The organism is Variovorax sp. GW821-FHT09A10, from assembly GCF_059418385.1.
Map to the genome: position 1 here is coordinate 143,731 of NZ_JBWKPT010000010.1, position 18,902 is coordinate 162,632.

Annotated in this window: 18 protein-coding genes; 1 reads left to right on the plus strand and 17 read right to left on the minus strand. The window is 68.2% G+C overall.

The window, feature by feature from the left end; translation table 11 throughout:
• Position 1 precedes the first annotated feature (1 nt).
• The 8 genes from AC07Q9_RS27475 to dksA form a co-directional block, all read right to left on the minus strand.
• A complete protein-coding gene (locus tag AC07Q9_RS27475; RefSeq protein WP_492679227.1) occupies positions 2–1,756 on the minus strand; it encodes a peptidoglycan D,D-transpeptidase FtsI family protein in 1,755 nt (584 codons plus the stop codon).
• On the minus strand, positions 1,753–2,097 hold the full coding sequence (gene ftsL / locus AC07Q9_RS27480; protein ID WP_495312474.1) for a cell division protein FtsL: 345 nt from the start codon (positions 2,095–2,097) through the stop codon (positions 1,753–1,755). The genes AC07Q9_RS27475 and ftsL overlap by 4 nt, the downstream gene beginning before the upstream one ends.
• A 2-nt stretch (positions 2,098–2,099) precedes the next feature.
• On the minus strand, positions 2,100–3,023 hold the full coding sequence (gene rsmH / locus AC07Q9_RS27485) for a 16S rRNA (cytosine(1402)-N(4))-methyltransferase RsmH (protein WP_062474238.1): 924 nt from the start codon (positions 3,021–3,023) through the stop codon (positions 2,100–2,102).
• Positions 3,024–3,031: 8 nt separating this feature from the next.
• Positions 3,032–3,460, minus strand: coding sequence for a division/cell wall cluster transcriptional repressor MraZ (gene mraZ / locus AC07Q9_RS27490; protein WP_056576192.1), 429 nt, complete (start codon positions 3,458–3,460; stop codon positions 3,032–3,034).
• A 273-nt stretch (positions 3,461–3,733) separates the two neighbouring features.
• Positions 3,734–5,062, minus strand: coding sequence for an ATP-dependent protease ATPase subunit HslU (hslU, locus tag AC07Q9_RS27495; RefSeq protein WP_495312475.1), 1,329 nt, complete (start codon positions 5,060–5,062; stop codon positions 3,734–3,736).
• A 2-nt stretch (positions 5,063–5,064) separates the two neighbouring features.
• A complete protein-coding gene (hslV, locus tag AC07Q9_RS27500) occupies positions 5,065–5,610 on the minus strand; it encodes an ATP-dependent protease subunit HslV (protein WP_042578379.1) in 546 nt (181 codons plus the stop codon).
• 104 nt (positions 5,611–5,714) lie between these two features.
• Positions 5,715–7,364 carry an STAS domain-containing protein gene (locus AC07Q9_RS27505; RefSeq protein WP_495312476.1) on the minus strand — a complete coding sequence of 550 codons (1,650 nt, stop codon included), beginning with the start codon at positions 7,362–7,364 and terminating at the stop codon, positions 5,715–5,717.
• A gap of 47 nt (positions 7,365–7,411) precedes the next feature.
• Complete coding sequence (gene dksA, locus AC07Q9_RS27510; RefSeq protein WP_489059348.1) at positions 7,412–8,077, minus strand: RNA polymerase-binding protein DksA; 666 nt, start codon at positions 8,075–8,077, stop codon at positions 7,412–7,414.
• A gap of 672 nt (positions 8,078–8,749) precedes the next feature.
• Between dksA and AC07Q9_RS27515 the strand changes: the two genes are divergently transcribed.
• Entirely contained in the window at positions 8,750–10,279 is a 1,530-nt protein-coding gene (locus tag AC07Q9_RS27515) for a YdgA family protein (protein ID WP_495312477.1), read from the plus strand.
• 72 nt (positions 10,280–10,351) lie between these two features.
• Here AC07Q9_RS27515 and AC07Q9_RS27520 read toward each other — a convergent pair whose 3' ends face one another.
• From AC07Q9_RS27520 to AC07Q9_RS27560, 9 genes are all read right to left on the minus strand, one after another.
• Positions 10,352–11,404 carry a CobW family GTP-binding protein gene (locus AC07Q9_RS27520; protein ID WP_070060136.1) on the minus strand — a complete coding sequence of 351 codons (1,053 nt, stop codon included), beginning with the start codon at positions 11,402–11,404 and terminating at the stop codon, positions 10,352–10,354.
• Positions 11,405–11,505: 101 nt separating this feature from the next.
• Positions 11,506–12,720, minus strand: a complete 1,215-nt coding sequence (locus tag AC07Q9_RS27525; protein WP_495312478.1) for a class I SAM-dependent rRNA methyltransferase — start codon at positions 12,718–12,720, stop codon at positions 11,506–11,508.
• A 61-nt stretch (positions 12,721–12,781) separates the two neighbouring features.
• The gene (locus tag AC07Q9_RS27530; protein ID WP_070060138.1) at positions 12,782–13,702 is read right to left on the minus strand and encodes a tyrosine recombinase XerC; all 921 of its coding nucleotides are present in this window, start codon (positions 13,700–13,702) and stop codon (positions 12,782–12,784) included.
• A 41-nt stretch (positions 13,703–13,743) separates the two neighbouring features.
• Entirely contained in the window at positions 13,744–14,388 is a 645-nt protein-coding gene (locus AC07Q9_RS27535) for a YdcF family protein (protein ID WP_495312479.1), read from the minus strand.
• Entirely contained in the window at positions 14,385–15,080 is a 696-nt protein-coding gene (locus AC07Q9_RS27540; protein WP_095948166.1) for a DUF484 family protein, read from the minus strand. Before AC07Q9_RS27540 ends, AC07Q9_RS27535 begins: the two co-directional genes overlap by 4 nt.
• Positions 15,077–15,961, minus strand: coding sequence for a diaminopimelate epimerase (dapF, locus tag AC07Q9_RS27545; RefSeq protein ID WP_495312480.1), 885 nt, complete (start codon positions 15,959–15,961; stop codon positions 15,077–15,079). The genes AC07Q9_RS27540 and dapF overlap by 4 nt, the downstream gene beginning before the upstream one ends.
• A 76-nt stretch (positions 15,962–16,037) precedes the next feature.
• Positions 16,038–16,859 (minus strand): alpha/beta fold hydrolase, encoded by an 822-nt coding sequence (locus tag AC07Q9_RS27550; protein WP_095948164.1) that lies wholly within the window; start codon positions 16,857–16,859, stop codon positions 16,038–16,040.
• 60 nt (positions 16,860–16,919) lie between these two features.
• Positions 16,920–18,503 (minus strand): MFS transporter, encoded by a 1,584-nt coding sequence (locus tag AC07Q9_RS27555; RefSeq protein ID WP_495312481.1) that lies wholly within the window; start codon positions 18,501–18,503, stop codon positions 16,920–16,922.
• A complete protein-coding gene (locus AC07Q9_RS27560) occupies positions 18,496–18,894 on the minus strand; it encodes a DoxX family protein (protein ID WP_495312482.1) in 399 nt (132 codons plus the stop codon). Before AC07Q9_RS27560 ends, AC07Q9_RS27555 begins: the two co-directional genes overlap by 8 nt.
• Positions 18,895–18,902 lie beyond the last annotated feature (8 nt).

Consider the following 18,902-nt stretch of genomic DNA (forward strand, 5'->3'; position numbering starts at 1 on the left):
GTCAGAAGCTCTCGGGGACGTCTTGCGTCTGCACGAGGGGTTTGACCGCCAGATCGGGCGGGACGTTCATCATGCGCAGGGTCTGCTGCACGACTTCGCTGAACACCGGCGCCGCGGCGAGGCCGCCGAAATACTGGCCGTCGGTCGGCTCGTCGATCATCACCGCGACGATGATGCGCGGCTTCTCGATGGGCGCCATGCCGGTGAACCAGGCGCGGTACTTGTTGCTGGCGTAGCCCTTGCCGACCTGCTTGTGGGCCGTGCCCGACTTGCCGCCGACCGAGTAGCCCACCGTCTGCGCGCGCGTGCCGGTGCCGCCCGGGCCGGCGGCCATCTGCAGCATCTTGCGCACGGCGAGCGCGTTGGACGGCGAGAACACGCGCACGCCGACCGGCGGCTCGGCGTTCTTCAGGATGGTGACCGGAATGAGCGAGCCGTCGTGCGCGAACGAGGTGTACGAATGCGCCATCTGGAACAGCGACGCCGACAGGCCGTAGCCGTAGGCCATGGTGGCCTGCTCGACCGGCTTCCAGGTCTTCCACGGGCGCAGCCGGCCCGTCACGGCGCCGGGGAACTGGATCTGCGGCTTCTGGCCGTAGCCCAGCGCGGTGTAGGTGTCCCACATCTCGTGGGGCGTCATCTTCTGGGCGATCTTGAGCGCGCCCACATTGCTCGACTTCTGGATCACGCCCTCGACCGTCAGCGAGCCGTAGTTGTGGGTGTCGCTGATGGTGAAGCCGCCCAGCTGGTAGCGCCCGGGCGCGGTGTCGATGATGGTCGAAGGCTTCACGCGGCCGGCCTCCAGCGCCATCGCCACGGTGATCGGCTTCATGGTCGAGCCGGGCTCGAAGGTGTCGGTGAGCGCGCGGTTGCGCAGCTGCTCGCCGGTGAGGTTCTGGCGCTTGTCGGGCACGTAGCTCGGGTAGTTGGCCAGCGCCAGCACCTCGCCGGTGGTGCTGTCGAGCACCACCACGCTGCCGGCCTTGGCACGGCGCGCCGTCACGGCGTCGCGCAGCTTCTGGTAGGCGAAGAACTGCACCTTGCTGTCGATGCTCAGCTGGATGTCGCGGCCTTCGACCGGCGGCACCTGCTCGCCCACGCCCTCGACCACACGGCCCAGCCGGTCCTTGATGACGCGGCGCGAGCCGGCCTTGCCGGCCAGCTCCTTGTTGAACCCCAGCTCGATGCCTTCCTGGCCGTTGTCTTCCACGTTGGTGAAGCCCACCACGTGCGCCGCGGCCTCGCCCTCGGGGTACTGGCGCTTGTATTCCTTGCGCTGGTAGATGCCCTTGAGGTTGAGCGCGGCGATCTGCTTGGCGATGGGCTCGTCGACCTGGCGCTTGATCCAGACGAAGGTCTTGTCTTCGTCCTCGAGCTTCTTGTCGAAGTCCTTCTGCGGCATGCCGAGCAGCTTGGCCACCTGCTTGAGCTTGGCGCGCACCTCGGGGTCGTCGCGCTCCACGTCTTCGGGAATGGCCCAGATGCTGGGCGCCACCACGCTGGAGGCGAGGATGAGCCCGTTGCGGTCGAGGATGCGGCCGCGGTTGGCCGGCAGCTCCAGCGTGCGCGCAAAGCGCACTTCGCCCTGGCGCTGGAAGAAGCTGTTGTTGAAGACCTGCACATACGCGGCCCGCCCCGCCAGCATGACGAAGCCGAAGGCGATGCCGGCGACGATGAACTTGCTGCGCCACACCGGCGTCTTGCTCGCGAGCAAGGGGCTGGTGGTGTAGCGCACGCTGCGGTTGCCGCGGCTCATCGGGCGGGCCTCGCGGTGGCGGCGCCGGGCTTGGGCGGCGTGGTGGACGGCAGCGGTGCGATGGCCGGGATCACCGAGCCGTCGGGGCGCACGTACTGCGTGATGGCCGGCGAGGCCGTGCGCATCTGCAGCTGTTCCTTGGCGAGCTTCTCCACGCGCAGTGGCGTGGCCTGTGCGCGCTTTTCCACCTGCAGGCGGTCATGCTCGGTTTCGAGCTTGCGCGTCTCCTGCTGGGCGCGGTCGAACTCCGTGTAGAGCTGGCGCGACTGGTACTGCGTGTGCACAAGGTACAAAGCCGTCGCAATGACGGCCAGCAGAAGGAGCAGGTTGATCCGCGCCATGGCTACCCGGCCTCCGTGCGTTCGGCCACCCGAAGGATGGCGCTGCGCGAGCGCGGGTTGCCGCGCACTTCTTCTTCGGACGGCTTGATGCGCTCGAGCGCGTGCAGCTTCATCACCTTGGGCGCGGCGAAGGGCGCGCGGCGGTCGTAGACCTCCTTCGAGTGCTTGGCGATGAACTGCTTGACGATGCGGTCTTCGAGCGAATGGAAGCTGATCACCGCGAGCCGGCCGCCGGGCGCGAGCACCGACAGGCTGGCTTCTAGCGCTTGTTGCAGCTCCTCAAGCTCGGCGTTGATGAAAATCCGAAAAGCCTGAAATGTGCGCGTTGCAGGGTTCTGGCCCTGCTCGCGGGTTTTGACCGTGCCAGCCACGAGCTCGGCCAGTTCGGTGGTGGTTGAAATTGCGCCCCGTTCTTGTCTGCGAGCAACAATCGCCTTTGCAATCTGAACAGCAAACCGTTCTTCGCCATAGTCACGGATCACCTCTGCAATTTGTTGAAGTTCGGCCGTTGCCAGCCACTCGGCCACGCTCTCGCCGCGCGTGGTGTCCATGCGCATGTCGAGCGGACCGTCGAAACGGAAACTGAAGCCGCGCACCGGGTTGTCGATCTGCGGCGAACTCACGCCCAGGTCCATCAGCAAGCCGTTGACGCTGGCGTCGGGCAATTCGCCCAGCGAGCGGAATCCCTGGTGGCGGATAGAAAAACGCGCATCCGAGATGCGCGCTGCTTCGGCCACCGCTTCTGCATCCTTGTCGAATGCGATGAGCCTGCCTTCCGGCGCCAGCCGCGCGAGGATGGCGCGCGCATGTCCTCCGCGGCCGAAGGTGGCGTCCACGTACGTGCCCGTGGCTGCCGCGCTGCCGGAAAGAAGGGCTTCCACCGCCTCGTTCAACAAGACGGTCGTGTGGGTCAGGGGGGTGTTCACGGGGCTCCTCAGAACGCGAAGTCCTGAAACACATCCGGCATCTCGCCCTGGGTGGCCTCGGCCTCCTTGGCCTCGTACGTGGCCTTGTCCCAGAGTTCGAAGTGGTTGCCCATGCCCAGCAGCAGCGTCTCGCGGTTGATGCCGGTGGCGGCGCGCAGCTCGGGCGACACCAGCACGCGGCCGGTGCCGTCCATCTCGACGTCCATTGCGTTACCGAGGAAGACGCGCTTCCACCACTGCGCCGACATCGGCAGCGCAGCAATGCGTTCGCGGAATTTTTCCCATTCGGGACGGGGGAACACCATCAGGCATCCGTGCGGATGCTTGGTGATCGTGAGCTGGCCGCCTGCCGTGGCGCTCAGGACGTCGCGATGCCGGGTCGGCACGGAGAGCCGCCCCTTGGCATCCAGACTGAGCGATGAAGCGCCTTGAAACACGACCACGAAACCCCTGTGGTGGGAGGTGCCGCGACACCCGGAAGGGGCGCTGCCCGCACTTTTTCCCACTTAACTGCACTTTTTTCCACTGTAGCAGGAAACACTTGCGACGCAACTGGGGCCCGGGGGTATTTTTTGTAATGGAATCAACGACTTAGCGCCGATTTCCAAAGCTGGAAATCGGCGAATTGTGTTGAAAATGAAGTACTTAGCTCACGCAGTGAAAGTGATGCGTGAAGGACGACCCCGTTACAGGGGCCGAGGGAGGCGGCTTCAGAGGATGAAGCGCGAAAGGTCTTCGTCGTGACTTAGTGCCGCGAGGCGCTCGTCGACATAAGCGGCATCGATGCGGACCGTCTGGCCCTCGATGCGGGTGGCATCGAAGCTTACCTCATCGAGCAGGCGCTCCATCACGGTCGACAAACGGCGCGCGCCGATGTTCTCGGTGCGCTCGTTCACCTCGAAGGCGATGGCCGCCAGCCGCGTGATGCCGTCGGGCGCGAAGTCGAGCGTCACGCCTTCGGTGGCCAGCAGCGCCTGGTACTGCTTCACGAGCGACGCGCGGGTCTGCGTGAGGATGCTCTCGAAGTCCGACACCGAGAGCGACTGCAGCTCGACGCGGATCGGAAAGCGCCCCTGCAGCTCGGGAATGAGGTCGCTCGGCTTGCTCAGGTGGAAGGCGCCGCTCGCGATGAACAGCATGTGGTCGGTGCGCACCACGCCGTACTTGGTCGACACGGCCGTGCCTTCCACGAGCGGCAGCAGGTCGCGCTGCACGCCCTGGCGCGAGACGTCGGAGCCTTGCGCGTCGCTGCGCGTGGCGACCTTGTCGATCTCGTCGATGAACACGATGCCGTTCTGCTCGGCATTGGCGATCGCCTGCGTGCGGATCTCGTCCTCGTTGACCAGCTTGGCGGCCTCTTCGTCGATCAGCAGGCGCATCGCCTCGGCGATCTTGAGCTTGCGCGTCTTGCGCTTGCCGCCGCCGAGCTGGCCGAACATGCCGCGCAGTTGCTCGGTCATTTCCTCCATGCCGGCCGGACCCATGATCTCCAGCGGCGCGCGGGTTTCGGCGAGGTCGAGCTCGATCTCCTTGTCGTCGAGCTGGTGCTCGCGCAGCTTCTTGCGGAAGGCCTGGCGCGTCGGGTTGGGGCTGTCGAGTGCGGGGGCAGCGCCATCGACGCCACGCGCCGGGGGCAGCAGCGCGTCGAGGATGCGCTCCTCGGCCGCGTCTTCGGCGCGGGCGCGCACCTTCACGCTTTCGGATTCGCGCGTCTGCTTGACGGCGATCTCGGCGAGGTCGCGAATGATCGAGTCGACGTCCTTGCCCACGTAGCCCACCTCGGTGAACTTGGTGGCCTCGACCTTGATGAACGGCGCGTCGGCCAGGCGGGCCAGGCGGCGGGCGATTTCGGTCTTGCCGACGCCCGTCGGGCCGATCATGAGGATGTTCTTCGGCGTGATCTCGTGGCGCAGCGCGTCGTCGACCTTCTGGCGGCGCCAGCGGTTGCGCAGCGCAATGGCCACGGCGCGCTTGGCGGCGGGCTGGCCGACGATGTGGTTGTCCAGCTCGGAGACGATTTCCTGGGGGGTCATGGACATGGTCAGAGCGCTTCCACCGTGTGGTTCATGTTCGTGTAAATGCAGATTTCTCCGGCGATCGCCAGCGATTTGCGCACGATCTGCTCGGCCGAGAGGTCGGTGTTGTCGATCAGCGCCTTGGCCGCCGACTGGGCGTAGGCACCACCCGAACCGATGGCGATCACGCCGTCTTCAGGCTCCAACACGTCGCCATTGCCGGTGATGATGAGCGAAGTCGTGGCGTCGGCCACGGCCAGCATGGCTTCGAGCTTGCGCAGCACGCGGTCGGTGCGCCAGTCCTTGGTGAGCTCGACCGCCGCGCGGGTCAGGTGGCCCTGGTGCTTCTCGAGCTTGGCCTCGAAGCGCTCGAAGAGCGTGAAGGCATCGGCCGTGGCGCCGGCGAACCCCGCCAGGACCTTGCCGTGATAGAGCCGGCGCACCTTGCGCGCCGTGCCCTTGATGACGATGTTGCCGAGAGTGACCTGCCCGTCCCCGCCGATGGCGACCTGATCGCCTTGGGGGGTCTTGCGGCGCACGCTCACGATGGTGGTGCCGTGAAACTGTTCCATCGCAGCCATCTGGGGGTGGGCCAAGGCAATGCAACCCCTGCGGTCGGACAAGCTGCTGGCGGAAAACACGGCCCCGCAGGGGCCGCGGAACCCCTGTGACGGGGTCAGTTCTTGCGGACCGCGACCGTGGCGTGGTCCGTGATGCCGATCAGCCCGAACAGCGCGGCGATCAGCCGGTGGGCGTCGACGAACTGCACCCGCTCGCCATTCGCGTCGCGCTCGCGGACCCAGCTCAGCAGCGTGCCGGCCGCCGTCAGGTCCATGCGCAGCAGGGCCGCGCACGAGATGACCGGCGCCGTCGTGTGGCGCAGGTCGTGGTCCAGGCGCTGCCAGCACGACAGCGAGTCGCCGCGCAGGTCGCCCGCCAGCGCGGCAAAGCCGCTGTCGGTGGACGGGAAGCTCTCGGAATCGCCCCCGACCGACAGCAGCGACCAGACCGAGCTCGGCCGGCTCGCCGGCGGCGCGGCCAGCGAGGTGCACTCGCCCTTCGGGTCCTGCCAGGACGGCGGCGACACCTCGTAAGTGATGCAGTAGTTGAGCGCCACCAGCTCGAAGTCGTCGGGCAGGTGCATCATGCGCAGCGCCGCGAGGCGCAGCTGCCACCAGGCATCGTCGGGATGGCGCTCGTTGTTGGGCGTGGCCGCGGCCAGCACGGCCATGAGCTGCGAAGCGCCGAAGAAGCGCAGCTGCACCGGCGAATCGGACCAGTGCGCGAACAGGATGCGCAGCGGCGCGGCGGCCGGCGGATCGATCTCGGTGAGCGCGCGCCAGTCGAGCGTCCAGACCATGCCGGCCTGCGAGAGCGCGCGCGTGAGCGCCATGAGCCCTTCGCGCGTCAGGTGCGCGGGACTGGCCCAGTCGGCGGCGCCGGTGGTGTCGGAGGCCGCCTCGGCGTCCTCGCTGGCGGTGACGGCCTTCACGCTGCGGGCGAGCTCGTCGAGCGAGACCCAGTCGGGCCCCATGCGCTTCATGCGCTGCGCATAGCGCATGCGGGCGGCCGCGAACTTAGCGGCGTCGCCGGTGGCACGGTACAGGTCGAACAGCGCGCGCCAGCGGGCGTCGTCGCGCTCCAGCGTGGCGGCTGCGGCGCCGTCTTCGGTGGCCGGGACGCCTTCGGCAGCCAGCGCCTGCAGCAGGATGGCTTCAGCGCCGGTGTCGTCACCGTGCGCAAAGCGGATCACCGCTTCTTCGAGCGCGCCGTCGTGTGCGAGCCGGGACGGCTGCGGCGCGGGAGCGGCTGCCGCAGCGCCAACCGCCGGCGCTGCGGCCACGGGTGCAGAAGCAACCGGCTCGGCCGGCAACTGGTCGCCGCCACTGTCGACCGGCGGCAGCGTTTCAGCGCCTGCGTCCGGCGGCGGATTGACCAGCGTCTCGCCGTTCGGCCCGCGGCCCTTCCACCACTGCTGCGACATCTGCTCTTCGATCTCGTCGATCTTCTTGAGCGTGAGTGCGCGGCCCTCGGGCTTTTCGGAGGTGCTGTTGAGGTTGAACGACGACGGCGTGACCGTCGCCTCGAAGGCATGGGCCGCCGCTTCGCGTTGGCGCAGCTTGCGCAGCATGTCGAACTCGCGGCGGCGCACGAAGTCGTTGCGCTGGCGCCGCTCGATCATTTCCTTCAGCATCTCGCGGCTGTAGGTCTGCTCGGGCAGCGACGAGTCGGAGGACGGGGTGTCCAGCTCCGACCAGTCTTTCAGGGGATTTCGAACGAACTTGGCCACCTTCGAAAAAAGGCGGCCTGACTCTTCCTTTGGCATTCAGAGAAGGTTATCGAAAGCGCGAATTTCGCTCTACCTTGCTGCCGTCAATCCCCGAACATTTTCTGCTTCAGCTCGCGGCGCTGCTGCGCTTCGAGCGAGAGCGTGGCGGTCGGGCGGGCCAGCAGGCGGCCGACGCCGATGGGCTCGCCGGTCTCGTCGCAGTAGCCGTAGTCGCCGGCGTCGATGCGCTGGATCGACTGCTCGATCTTCTTGAGCAGCTTGCGTTCGCGGTCGCGCGTGCGCAGTTCGAGCGCGTGCTCTTCCTCGATGGTGGCGCGGTCGGCCGGGTCGGGCACGACCACGGTGTCTTCGCGCAGGTGCTCGGTGGTTTCACCGGCGTTCTCGAGGATGCCGCGCTTGAGTTCTTCGAGCTTCAGACGGAAGAACGCCATCTGCTTGTCGTTCATGTACTCGTCGTCGGGCATCGCGATGACCTCGGCGTCGCTCATCTCGGCGGGCGTCTTGGTCTTCCAGTTGTTGGCCAGCTTCGGGTCCTTCTTGACGGCCAGGGGCGGCGGCGGCACCAGCGCGGTGGAAGGTGCCTGCGAGAAGCTGGATTTGGCGGCGGTCGAGGCCACGGATTGCGGCATCGAGGGCACGGTGAGTTGCGACAGCCGGGACACGCGGCCACCACGCGCGGCGGGAGCGGGCGTAGCGGGGATCGAGGGTGTCGCCGGGGCGGAAGAAGAGGCGGCAGCCGTTTTTTTCATGGGGGTCGGGGGAGCAGAAAGGGTGGCCGCAGGACGGCCGACCGGTTGGGATGACGTAGGCGCCGCGCCCGCGGACTTGGTTGCGGGCTTGGCGGACTTCTTGGCAGCCGCGGTCCCGGTCTTGGCCGGGGTTGCCGCAGGCTTCTTGGCAGCGCTTTTCTCTTTCGCGGCAGGTGCAGCAGCAGCGGTGGCGGAAACCTTCTTCGCCGCGGGTACAGCCTTCGCAGCCGGCGCCTTCTTTGCGGCGGGCTTGGTGGCTGGCGTGGCCTTGACGGCGGGTTTCTTCACGGTGACTGGCTCCTTGTACGAACTGGAACGCGCTTTCACTGGGTGTCTCCTCCCAAGGGAGTCGTTGCGGGTGTCAGGCCGCGCGGGCTCCACGTGTCGGGGGGCGTCCGCAGGTGGGCGAACCCCGGGGTTATACCCCCGAAAGCCCGCCAAAAACCCTTGGCGCCCCGTGCCGTAAGTCATATCTCGCCCCTGTGGACGAAGCATGGCTCCCGGAACAGGCGCGCGATTGTATAGAGAACTCGAAACGCAGCGCCATGGGGTACCGCACTGCCCTGCTCCGGTAGCATCGCGCGGCGCCACCGGAGGAGGCGGCGCAGGCACGGTGTGCGCGCCGGGAGGCGCCGCACCCGCCATTCAAATACAACTGATCGGAAAGAAATCTTGAGCAAAAAAGCAGTATTGGGAGTCCTGGCCGCGGCCATCGCCGTCGCCTACGGCGGCAGCACCTGGTGGGCCGGCACGCAAATCAAATCGAGCTACGACGTCGCGCTCGGCGAACTGCCGAAGCAGACCGCGCTGGTGCGCGTGATCGAGCGCAGCTACGAGCGCAACTTCTTCGGCGCCGTGAGCACGGTGACGCTCGAGCTGGGCTGCCCGGCCAACGCCGCCACCGCCCCTGCCGCATCGGCACCCGCCGCCGCGCCGGCCGCAGCCACGGCCGACGTCGCCCAGGCCACGACCGAAGGCGAGGAAGAAGAGCCGAGCGAAGACGACAGCGACGCCGTGGCCACCCCGCCCAAGCCCGTGCGCATCACCTTCCGCGACACCATCCGCCACGGCCCGATCGCCGGCGCCACGCTGGCCGCGGCCGTCATCGACAGCGAGCTGGTGCTCGACGCCAAGGCGCAGGCCGAGGCCGAAAAGCTGTTCGGCAAGGCCAAGCCGCTGACCGCGCACACCAAGGTCGGCTTCGGCGGCGGCTTCACCAGCGACCTCACGGTCGCGCCCGCGAAGCTGGCCGAAGAAGGCAAGGGCGAGTTCGCCTGGCAAGGCGCACAGGCCCGCCTGGACATGAACGCGGCCCGCACCCACCTGCGCTACGACATGACGATGCCCGGCCTGGACGTCAACACCGCCTCCAAGGGCGTGCAGGTGAAGATGGGCAAGTTCACCGCCAAGGCCGACATGGACGGCAGCGCCGGCTGGCTCCTGGCCACCGGCAAGTCCGAAGGCCGGCTCGACAGCTTCGAGCTGAACGCGCCCAAGGGCCTGGTCCCCGGCGGCGAGGGCTCCACCCCTGCCAAGGCGATCAAGGTGCTGCTGCAAAGCATCGACCTGACCGGCGCAGCCACCATCAAGGACGGCCTGTACGCCTCCGAAGGTGCCTTCAAGGGCAAGGGCAAGGTCAACGAGACCGCCATCGACAAGTTCGAGATCGCCAGCAGCGCGCGCCGCATCCAGGCGGCCGGCTACAAGAAGCTGGCCGACGCCTGGCTGCAGTCGACCGACGGTGCCGGTTGCGGCCAGCGCAGCAAGGGCCAGAAGGACGCGATGCAGGCGCTGATCAAGCAGCTCGCGCCCGACCTCAAGGCCATGGCCAAGCACAGCCCCGAAGCAGGCCTGGACCGCATGCTGATCGAAATCGGCGGCCAGAGCGCCGAGCTCAGCTACTCGGTGGCCCTCGCCGGCGTGACCGACGAAGACCTGAAGCTGCCCGGCAACGCGCTGGTGCTCCAGCGCGGCGTGCTCAAGGCCAACGCGCGCGTGCCCGTGAAGTGGATCGAGAAGCTGGCCGAAACCGGCGCCGAGAGCGGCCAGATGCCACCGCCTGAAATGGTCGCGGGCCTGATTGAACAGGCCGAGCAGAACGGCTACGTGAAGCGCGCAGGCGACGACGTGGTCAGCCAGGTCGAGTTCAGCGAAGGCCAGCTCAAGCTCCTGGGCAAGCCGATGGGGAATTTCGGCAAGTAGCCGTTGCCTGCCCCATGAAAAACGGCGCTGACCTCGCGGTCAGCGCCGTTTTTTCATTTCAAGCGGGCGTGCTCAGACCAGGCACTGCTCCAGCCCCTGCTCCAGGATCTCGCGCGGCAGCTCGATGCCGATGAACACCATGCGGCTCTGGCGGTTTTCGTCCTTGCCCCACTCCGGGCCCAGGTCGCTGCCCATCAGCTGGTGCACGCCCTGGAAGATCACCTTGCGCTCGGTGCCCTTCATGTTCAGCACGCCCTTGTAGCGCAGCATGCGCGGGCCGTAGATGTTCACGATGGCGCCCAGGAAGTCTTCGAGCTTGGCCGGGTCGAAAGGCCGGTCGGCCTTGTAGACGAAGCTCTTCACGTCGTCGTCGGTGTGGTGATGGTGACCGTGGCCCTCGTGCTTGTGCGAGGGGTGGTCGCACGCCTCGCCATGCGCGTGGTCATGGTCGTGATGGTCGTGGTCGTCTTCCTTCAGGAAGTCGGGGTCGATGTCCAGCTTGGCGTTCAGGTTGAAGCCGCGCAGGTCGAAGATGTCCTTCAGCGGCACGTCGCCGAAGTGCGCCTTCTGCTGCGGCGCGCGCGGGTTCATGTGCTTCAGGCGATGGATGAGCGCGTCGGTCTCTTCGGCCGACACCAGCTCGCTCTTGCTGATGAAGATCTGGTCGGCAAAGCCCACCTGGCGGCGCGCTTCCTGGCGGTCGTTCAGCTGCTGGGGCGCGTGCTTGGCGTCGACCAGCGTGAGGATCGAGTCGAGCAGGTAGCTCTCGGCGATCTCGTCGTCCATGAAGAAGGTCTGCGCCACGGGTCCGGGGTCGGCCAGGCCGGTGGTCTCGATCACCACGCGGTCGAAGTCGAGCAGGCCCTGGCGCTTCTTGGCGGCCAGCAGCTGCAGCGCCTCGCGCAGGTCTTCGCGGATGGTGCAGCAGACGCAGCCGTTGCTCATCTGCACGATCTGCTCCTTCGACTCGGTCACGAGGATGTCGCTGTCGATGTTCTCCTCGCCGAACTCGTTCTCGATGACCGCGATCTTCTGGCCATGGGCCTCGGTCAGGATGCGCTTGAGCAGCGTGGTTTTGCCCGAGCCGAGAAAGCCGGTCAGGATGGTCGCGGGAATGAGGGCCATGGAAAAGTGCTCCGGAAACGGAAAACAGAAAAAGGCGGGGGATTGGCGGGCAGTTTAGCCAATGCCACTGAGTTGCGTTGCCGACGGGGTCAAGCCCTCGTTCACAGGGGCTTTCTCACCACGACCAGCCCCTTCAGGTACTCCCCTTCCGGGAATTCGATGGTCATCGGGTGGTCGGGCGAGGCGCCCAGGCGCTCGGCGATGTAGCCGTCCACGCCGGCATCGAGCCCGGCCGAGGCCACGATCTTGTGGAACAGGTCGGCGCTGATACCGCCCGAGCAGGAAAAGGTGAGCAGCACGCCGCCCGGCTCCAGCAGCTTGAGCGCCAGGCGGTTGATGTCCTTGTAGGCACGCGCGGCGCGCTCGGCGTGCGCCACCGTGGGCGCGAATTTCGGCGGGTCGAGCACGATGGCGTCGAAGGTGCGGCCCTGGTCGATGAACTCGCGCAGCACCGTGTTCACGTTGGCGTCGAGAAACTCCGCGGCAATGCCCTGCCCTTCGAAGCCGTTGAGCGCCAGGTGCGCGCGCGCCCGCTCGAGCGCGGGCTGCGACGAATCGACCGACACCAGCGAAGCCCCCTCGAGCGCCCCGGCCGCCTTCAGGCCCGCGAGCGCCGCGACGGTGAAGCCGCCCGTGTAGCAAAAGCAGTTGAGCACGCGCCGGAAGCGCCGGTGCTGCGCCAGCTCGGCAAAGCGCTGGCGGCTGTCGCGCTGGTCGAGGTAGAAGCCGGTCTTGTGGCCGGTCGCGATGTCCAGCGACAGCTGCCAGCCGTGCTCGCGGATGGTGATCTGGGTGGGGCCCTCGCCGCGCAGCCAGCCCGTGACGGGCTTCAGACCCTCGCGCTCGCGGCCGCTGGCGTCGGAGCGTTCATACAGTTTGGTGAGCCCCGTGGCCTTGAGCAGCGCATCGGCCAGCACGTCTTTCCAGCGCTCCACGCCGGCCGACAAAAACTGCGCCACCAGCGTGTCGCCATAGCGGTCGACGATCAGCCCCGGCAGGCCGTCGGCCTCGCCGTGCACCAGCCGCACGCCGTCGCTCTGCAGGTCGAACAGGCCGCGCGCATGCACCGCGCGCGCACAGACCGTGGAAAAAAAAGCAGCGTCGATGCGCTGCTTCTCGTCAAAGCTCCAGGCCCGCGCCCGGATCTTGGAGGTGGGGCCGAAGGCCGCCCACGCGAGAAAGTGGCCGTCGTGCGACTCCACGCGCACCGTTTCCCCCGAGTCCGCGCCGCCGCGCGCAATGGCGGATTCGAAGACCCAGGGATGGCGGCGTTGGAGCGAGCGCTCCTTGCCCGGCTTGAGGCGGAGGGTTTTCATGGGAGATGAATGAAAGAAGAAATGAAAAACGAAAGAAAACGATGCAGGCGACGGGCCGTGGCTACTTGCCGTCCTTGTCCGGCCGGGCCTTGGCGCGCGGATGCGCCGCGTCGTAGACTTTGGCCAGGTGCTGGAAGTCCAGCCGCGTGTAGACCTGCGTGGTCGCGATGTTGGCATGGCCCAGCAGCTCCTGCACCGCGCGCAGGTCGCTGCTCGACTGCAGCACGTGGCTCGCGAACGAGTGGCGCAGCATGTGCGGATGCACCGGCGCGGCCAGGCCCGCCTTCAGGCTGCGCTCGCGCAGCAGCTTCCACACCGCCTGCGACGACATGCGCGCGCCGCGCGCGCTGACGAACAGCGCCGGCTCCTGGCGCTCGCCGCGCACCGCGAGCCAGTCGCGCAGCGCCTCGGCCGCCTTGCTGCCCACGGGCACGCTGCGCCGCTTGCTGCCCTTGCCGAGCACGTGGGCTTCCATGGCGTCGAGGTCGACCCAGCCGAGCGCCGTGGCGCTGGCCTGGGCGTCGAGCCCCGTGAGCTCGCTCACGCGCAGGCCGCAGCCGTACAGCATTTCGACGATGGCGCCGTCGCGCGCTTCGGTCCAGGGATCGGCCTCGGGGTCGTACAGCTCGGCCAGGCGCACCGCGTCGTCCACGCCCAGCGCCTTCGGCAGCGGCCGGCCCGCCTTGGGCGCGTGCACGTCCTGCACCGGGTTGAAGCCGATCAGCCCTTCATGGCCGAGCCAGCGGTAGAAGCTGCGCCAGCACGACAGCACCAGCGCAATGCCGCGCGGCTCGCGCCCGGCGCTGTGCAGCTGTGCCATCCAGCGGCGGATGTGGGCGGTCTGCACGCGGTCCAGCGGCAGGTTGGCCTCGGCGGCATGGTCGGTCAACGCGCGCAGGTGGAAGGCATACAGCTCGACCGTGCGCGGCGCGAGCCGGCGCTCCACGCGCACGTGTTCGAGGTATTTGTCGATCCATTCCATGGTGTGGTCGTGCTCCGTGCGCCACGCGGCGCCCGCGCTAGCTAGAACAGATAACCGAGCGATGCATTGTTCACGATGGCGGCGGGCTCACGCAATGCGCCCTTGAACAGCATGCCCCAGCGGCGCCAGCACGAGGTGGGCGCGGCGGCGTACTGCACGTCGAAGGCCTGGTCGAAGCCGCTGGCACGCACCAGGCGTTCGATGCGCCACAGGTGATACGGCTCCGACACGATGATCACGCTGCGCACGCCGTTCGCTTCGAGCAGCGTGCGCGACAGCGACAGGTTGGCGCGCGTGGACGAAGACACCGATTCCAGCACCATCGGCCCCGTGTAGCCCTCGGCCGTGGCGTGGTCGCGCATCACCTCGGCCTCGATGCGGCCGTCTTCCACGTCGACACCGCCCGAGAACACCAGCGTCTGCGCGCGACCGGCGCGCGCCAGCACGATGCCCTGGTCGACGCGGCCCGTGAGGCAGGGGTTCGGCTTGCCGTCGAGGTAGGCGCGGTTGCCCAGCACCAGCGCCACGTCGGCCGCCCGCGGCATCGGGCCGGCCAGTGCGGCCTCGGCACGCTGCCAGATCACGCCCGCGATGGCGGCATACGTCAGCACGCCGGCCAGCAAGACCACGCACAGGCCGGTCAGCCAGGGCCGGCGGCGCCACCCGCTTCGCGCGGAACGGCTCAAGGGCGCAGCCGCGACAGCGCGCCCGACGACAGCTCGGCGATGCGCTCGAGAAAGTCCGTGCCCATTTCGGCGTTGAAGCGCTGCGCGTCCGGCGAGGCCAGCACCAGCAGGCCGAAGGCCGGCGACTCGGCGTCGGGGCGCAGCGGAATCAGCGCGATCGACGCGGCACCCTGCGGCTCGGGCAGCCAGTTGGCCGCCTCGAAGCCCGCGTTGAGCCCGCAGTACGGCGAGGTGAGCGAGGTGGCCAGCGCCTTCACGTCGTCGCTCACCCACTGGGCATAGGCTTCGTTCAGGTACTCGGTGCCGCAGTCCCACACCTTGATGGCCGTTTGCGGCACCAGGAACAGCGACTGCAGGTCGACCGCGATGCGGTACGGCAGGCTGCGCGGGTCGCGCGTGGTCAGCAGGCCCTTGGTCCAGCGCTGCAGGCGGTCGGCGATGACCACGTTTTCGGTGCCGTGGCGCACCATGTCCATCAGGCGGTGCTCCAGCGCCTTGATCTTCTCGCGCAGCATCTCGGCCTGGCGCTCCTGCAGGCTCACGGCGCGGTTGCCGTGCGGGCTGGTGAGCTGCACCTGCGCCAGCAGCTGGGCGTGGCGCTCGAAGAAGTCGGGGGTGTTCGACAGGTAGTTCGCGATGTCGTCTTCGGTGATCGGGTTCATGGCGTTGTTGTCGTGGGTGAATGGGGTCATGGCTGTTCCGAAATGTCGGGCACGTCGATCTCGCCCTCGAACACCGTCGTGGCCGGTCCTGTCATGAGCACCGGCCGGCCGTCGCCCTGCCACTCGATCGTGAGAATGCCGCCGTGCGTCTGCACGTCGACGCGGGTGTCCAGCAGCCCCAGGCGGATGCCCGCCACCACCGCCGCGCAGGCGCCCGTGCCGCAGGCCAGCGTTTCGCCGGCGCCGCGCTCGAACACCCGCAGCTTGATGTTCGTGCGGTCGACCACCTGCATGAAGCCCGCGTTCACGCGCTGCGGAAAACGCGGGTGGTGCTCGATCTGCGGGCCCTGCTCGGCCACCGGCGCGGTGTCGACGTTGTCGACCACCTGCACCGCGTGCGGGTTGCCCATGGACAGCACCGCTACCGAAACGATAGCGCTGCCGGCCCGGGTGCCCAGCGCCAGGTGCCAGGTCTGCCACGCGCCTTCGTGCTGCGGGTCGAGCCCGGCGGTGTCGAAGGGCACGCGCGCCGGCTCGAAGACCGGGGCGCCCATGTCGACCGTCACGCGGCCGTCGTCGCCCATGCGGGGTTCGATCACGCCGGCCAGCGTCTGCACGCGCACGTCTTTCTTCTCGGTCAGGCCGTGCTCGCTCACGAAGCGCATGAAGCAGCGCGCCCCGTTGCCGCACTGCTCCACCTCGCCGCCGTCGGCGTTGTGGATCACGTACTGGAAGTCGATGCCTGCGGCGGGCGACGGGCGCACCGTGAGGATCTGGTCGGCGCCGACGCCGAAATGGCGGTCGGCCAGGAAGCGGTACTGCGCGGCGCTGAGGCCCAGCGTGCCGCGCGTTTCGTCCAGCACGACGAAATCGTTGCCGGCTCCCTGCATCTTGGTAAAGCGGATTCGCATCGCCGGATTATCGCCACCGGCGCCGCCCTTCGCGCCGGAAGGGCCGCCGGACGCGGCCCTTTCGACACACCCGGCCTCAGCCCTGGATGAACGCCAGCAGGTCGGCGTTCACCTGCGCCGCGTGCGTGGTGCAGGTGGCGTGCGGCGCGCCGGCGTACAGCTTGAGCTGGCTGCCCTGGATCATTTCGGCCGCCAGCTTGCCCGTGGCCTCGAAGGGAACGACCTGGTCGTCGTCGCCGTGGATCACCAGCGTAGGCACGTCGATCTTCGCCATGTCGGGGCGGAAGTCGGTCTCCGAGAACGCCGTCACGCAGTCGATGGTGGCCTTGATCGAGGCCTGCAGCGCGATCTGCAGCGTCTGCTTGAACACGCCCTGCGACACCTTCGCGCCCGGGCGGTTGGTGCCGTAGAACAGCGTGCTGAAGTCGTCGATGAACTGCGCCCGGTCGGCGGCCAGCCCGGCGCGGATGCCCGCAAAGAGCGACGCCTCGGGGCCCACGGGATGGTCGGGCGTCTTCATGAAGAGCGGCGTCACCGCACTGATGAGCGCCAGCTTCGCCACGCGCGCGCTGCCCTTGCGGGCGATGTAGCGCGTGACGTCGCCGCCGCCCATCGAGAAGCCCGCCAGGATCACGTTTTTCAGGTCGAGCGTTTCGATCAGCTCGGCGATGTCGTCGGCGAAGGTGTCGTAGTCGTAGCCGGTCCAGGGCTGGCTGGAGCGGCCGAAACCGCGGCGGTCGAACGCGATGACGCGGTAGCCGCGCTCGGCGAAGAACAGCATCTGGGCGTCCCACATGTCGGCGCTCAGCGGCCAGCCGTGGCTGAAGACGATGGGCTGGCCGCTGCCCCAGTCCTTGTAATAGAGCTCGGTGCCGTCGCGAAGGGTCAGTGTGGTCATGGTTTTTCCTTGAGATGGGCGAAAGGGTGAAAGGGAAAGAGAAAGAAGAATCCGCGCCGCTCAGAGCGCCAGGAAGTGATGCACCTCGGGCTTGCCCGGGCCGATGTGAAAGCGCAGCGCCTCGGCCTGCAGGTCGGCGTCGGCGTGCGACACGCGGTGGTGCTGGCGCAGGTGCTCGGCCCACGACTCCACGAGGAACCACTCCATCACGCGCTCGGCGTTGGCCGTGTGCTCGTGCACGCCCCAGGCGTAGGCGCCGTCGCGGCGGCGCTCGAGCGACAGGCGCTTCATCGCATCGAGGAACGCCGGCCGGTCTTCCTTGCGGATGCGGTACTCGACCTGGATCATCACGGGCCCGCGGTCGTGCGCCACCGGCTCGGCCAGCAGCGGCTCGGGCCAGTGGTTCGAGGCCTGCAGGTCGGCCTCGCCGGCGGGCAGCCGCACGCGGTGGAACACCAGCCCCATCACCACCAGCCCCACGGCGCCCGCCACCAGCGTGGCCGGCACGCCGATCTGCTGCGCCACCAGGCCCCAGCCCAGGCTGCCGGCGGCCATGGCGCCGTTGAACACCGTGAGGTACACGGCCAGCCCGCGCCCGCGCACCCAGTTCGGCAGGATCGACTGCGCCACCCCGTTGAGCGTGGTCAGCGCAATGATCCAGCCCAGCCCGAGCACGCCCAGCATCGGCACCGCCAGCCATTGCGGCGGCGCGAACACCAGCGCGCCCATCACCGCGGCCGTGAGCAGCGAGGCCAGCAGCAGCATGCCGTCGGCATCGAGCCGCGCACGCAGCCGCGGCATCACCAGCGCGCCGCCGATGGCGCCCGCGCCCACGGCGCCCAGCAGGATGCCGTAGAAGCTCGCCGTGCCGCCCAGCATCTGGCGCGCCACCAGCGGCAGCAGCGCCCACACCGAGCTGGCGAACAGGAAGAACACCGCCGCACGCAGCAGCACCACATGCAGCTCCTTGCTGGCCCGCGTGTAGCGCAGGCCCGCGCGGAAGGCGCCGAAGAAGTTCTCGGACAGCCCGCTGTCCACCGCCGCCGGGCGCTTCCACCACAACAGCGCCGCGATCACGAACACATAGCTCAGCACGTCCAGCCCGTAGGTGGCGGCTGCGCCGAAGCTCGCCAGGATCAGCCCGCCCGCCGCCGGCCCGATGGAGCGCGCGATGTTGATGCCCAGCGAGTTCAGCGCCACCGCGCCCTTGAGCTCGCTGCGCGGCACCAGCTCCGGCACGATCGACTGCCAGGTCGGCCCCATGAGCGCCGCGCCGATGCCACCCACGAAAGTCAGCGCAATCAGGTACTCGACCGTGAGCGTGCCCGTGTGCGACAGCACCAGCAGCGTGCCGCTCACCGCGGCCAGCAGCACCTGCACGAAGATCAGGAAGCGCCGGCGGTCGAGGATGTCCGACAGCACCCCCGCCGGAATCGCCAGCAAAAAGATCGGCAGCGTGGCCGCCGTCTGGATCAGCGCCACCGCCGTCGGGCTGGCGGACAGGTCGGTCACCAGCCACGAGCTGGCCACGTCGCGCATGAAGCTGCCGATGTTGCCCAGCACCGTGGCGGCCCACAGCACGGCGAAGACCGGCTGGCGCAGCGGTGCGAACGCGCCGGCGGCTTTGGCTTGGGGCTCAGTCATCGTGGCGCTCCCTGAGGTCGAGCCAGGCGACGAGCAGGAAGCCGCCGACCAGGCCCAGGTGTTCGAAGAAGGAGTTGGCCGCCATGAAGCGTTCCTGCCCCAGCGGCATCTCCCAGAAACGCAGCGCGACGAAGGTCGCCATGAGCGTGAAGCCGCCCAGCGCGAGCGCGCCGAGCCAGCGCCAGAAGCCGGTGAGGATGAGCGCCGCGGCGCCCAGCTCCAGCACGATCACCGCCACGGCCAGCGGGCCGGCCGGCGACAGGTCGAAGTGGTTCATCTCGGCGATGGCGGCGTTGAAGTCCAGCGCCTTGTTCAGGCCGCCCTGCAGGTAGGCCGCGCACAGCAGCAGCAAGGCGATCCAGCGCACGGCGGGCGACAGGGTCCAGTGCATGGCCTTCA

What these genes read in the sequence shown, in the direction of transcription:
- dapF (WP_495312480.1), bottom strand. Translation starts at nt 15,961, where the DNA reads ATGCGAATCCGCTTTACCAAGATGCAGGGAGCCGGCAACGATTTCGTC.
- AC07Q9_RS27550 (WP_095948164.1), bottom strand. Translation starts at nt 16,859, where the DNA reads ATGACCACACTGACCCTTCGCGACGGCACCGAGCTCTATTACAAGGAC.
- AC07Q9_RS27520 (WP_070060136.1), bottom strand. Translation starts at nt 11,404, where the DNA reads ATGGCCCTCATTCCCGCGACCATCCTGACCGGCTTTCTCGGCTCGGGC.
- AC07Q9_RS27555 (WP_495312481.1), bottom strand. Translation starts at nt 18,503, where the DNA reads ATGACTGAGCCCCAAGCCAAAGCCGCCGGCGCGTTCGCACCGCTGCGC.
- AC07Q9_RS27505 (WP_495312476.1), bottom strand. Translation starts at nt 7,364, where the DNA reads ATGCCAAAGGAAGAGTCAGGCCGCCTTTTTTCGAAGGTGGCCAAGTTC.
- ftsL (WP_495312474.1), bottom strand. Translation starts at nt 2,097, where the DNA reads ATGGCGCGGATCAACCTGCTCCTTCTGCTGGCCGTCATTGCGACGGCT.
- AC07Q9_RS27540 (WP_095948166.1), bottom strand. Translation starts at nt 15,080, where the DNA reads ATGACCCCATTCACCCACGACAACAACGCCATGAACCCGATCACCGAA.
- AC07Q9_RS27475 (WP_492679227.1), bottom strand. Translation starts at nt 1,756, where the DNA reads ATGAGCCGCGGCAACCGCAGCGTGCGCTACACCACCAGCCCCTTGCTC.
- AC07Q9_RS27560 (WP_495312482.1), bottom strand. Translation starts at nt 18,894, where the DNA reads ATGCACTGGACCCTGTCGCCCGCCGTGCGCTGGATCGCCTTGCTGCTG.
- hslV (WP_042578379.1), bottom strand. Translation starts at nt 5,610, where the DNA reads ATGGAACAGTTTCACGGCACCACCATCGTGAGCGTGCGCCGCAAGACC.
- hslU (WP_495312475.1), bottom strand. Translation starts at nt 5,062, where the DNA reads ATGTCCATGACCCCCCAGGAAATCGTCTCCGAGCTGGACAACCACATC.
- AC07Q9_RS27525 (WP_495312478.1), bottom strand. Translation starts at nt 12,720, where the DNA reads ATGAAAACCCTCCGCCTCAAGCCGGGCAAGGAGCGCTCGCTCCAACGC.
- AC07Q9_RS27530 (WP_070060138.1), bottom strand. Translation starts at nt 13,702, where the DNA reads ATGGAATGGATCGACAAATACCTCGAACACGTGCGCGTGGAGCGCCGG.
- dksA (WP_489059348.1), bottom strand. Translation starts at nt 8,077, where the DNA reads ATGAAAAAAACGGCTGCCGCCTCTTCTTCCGCCCCGGCGACACCCTCG.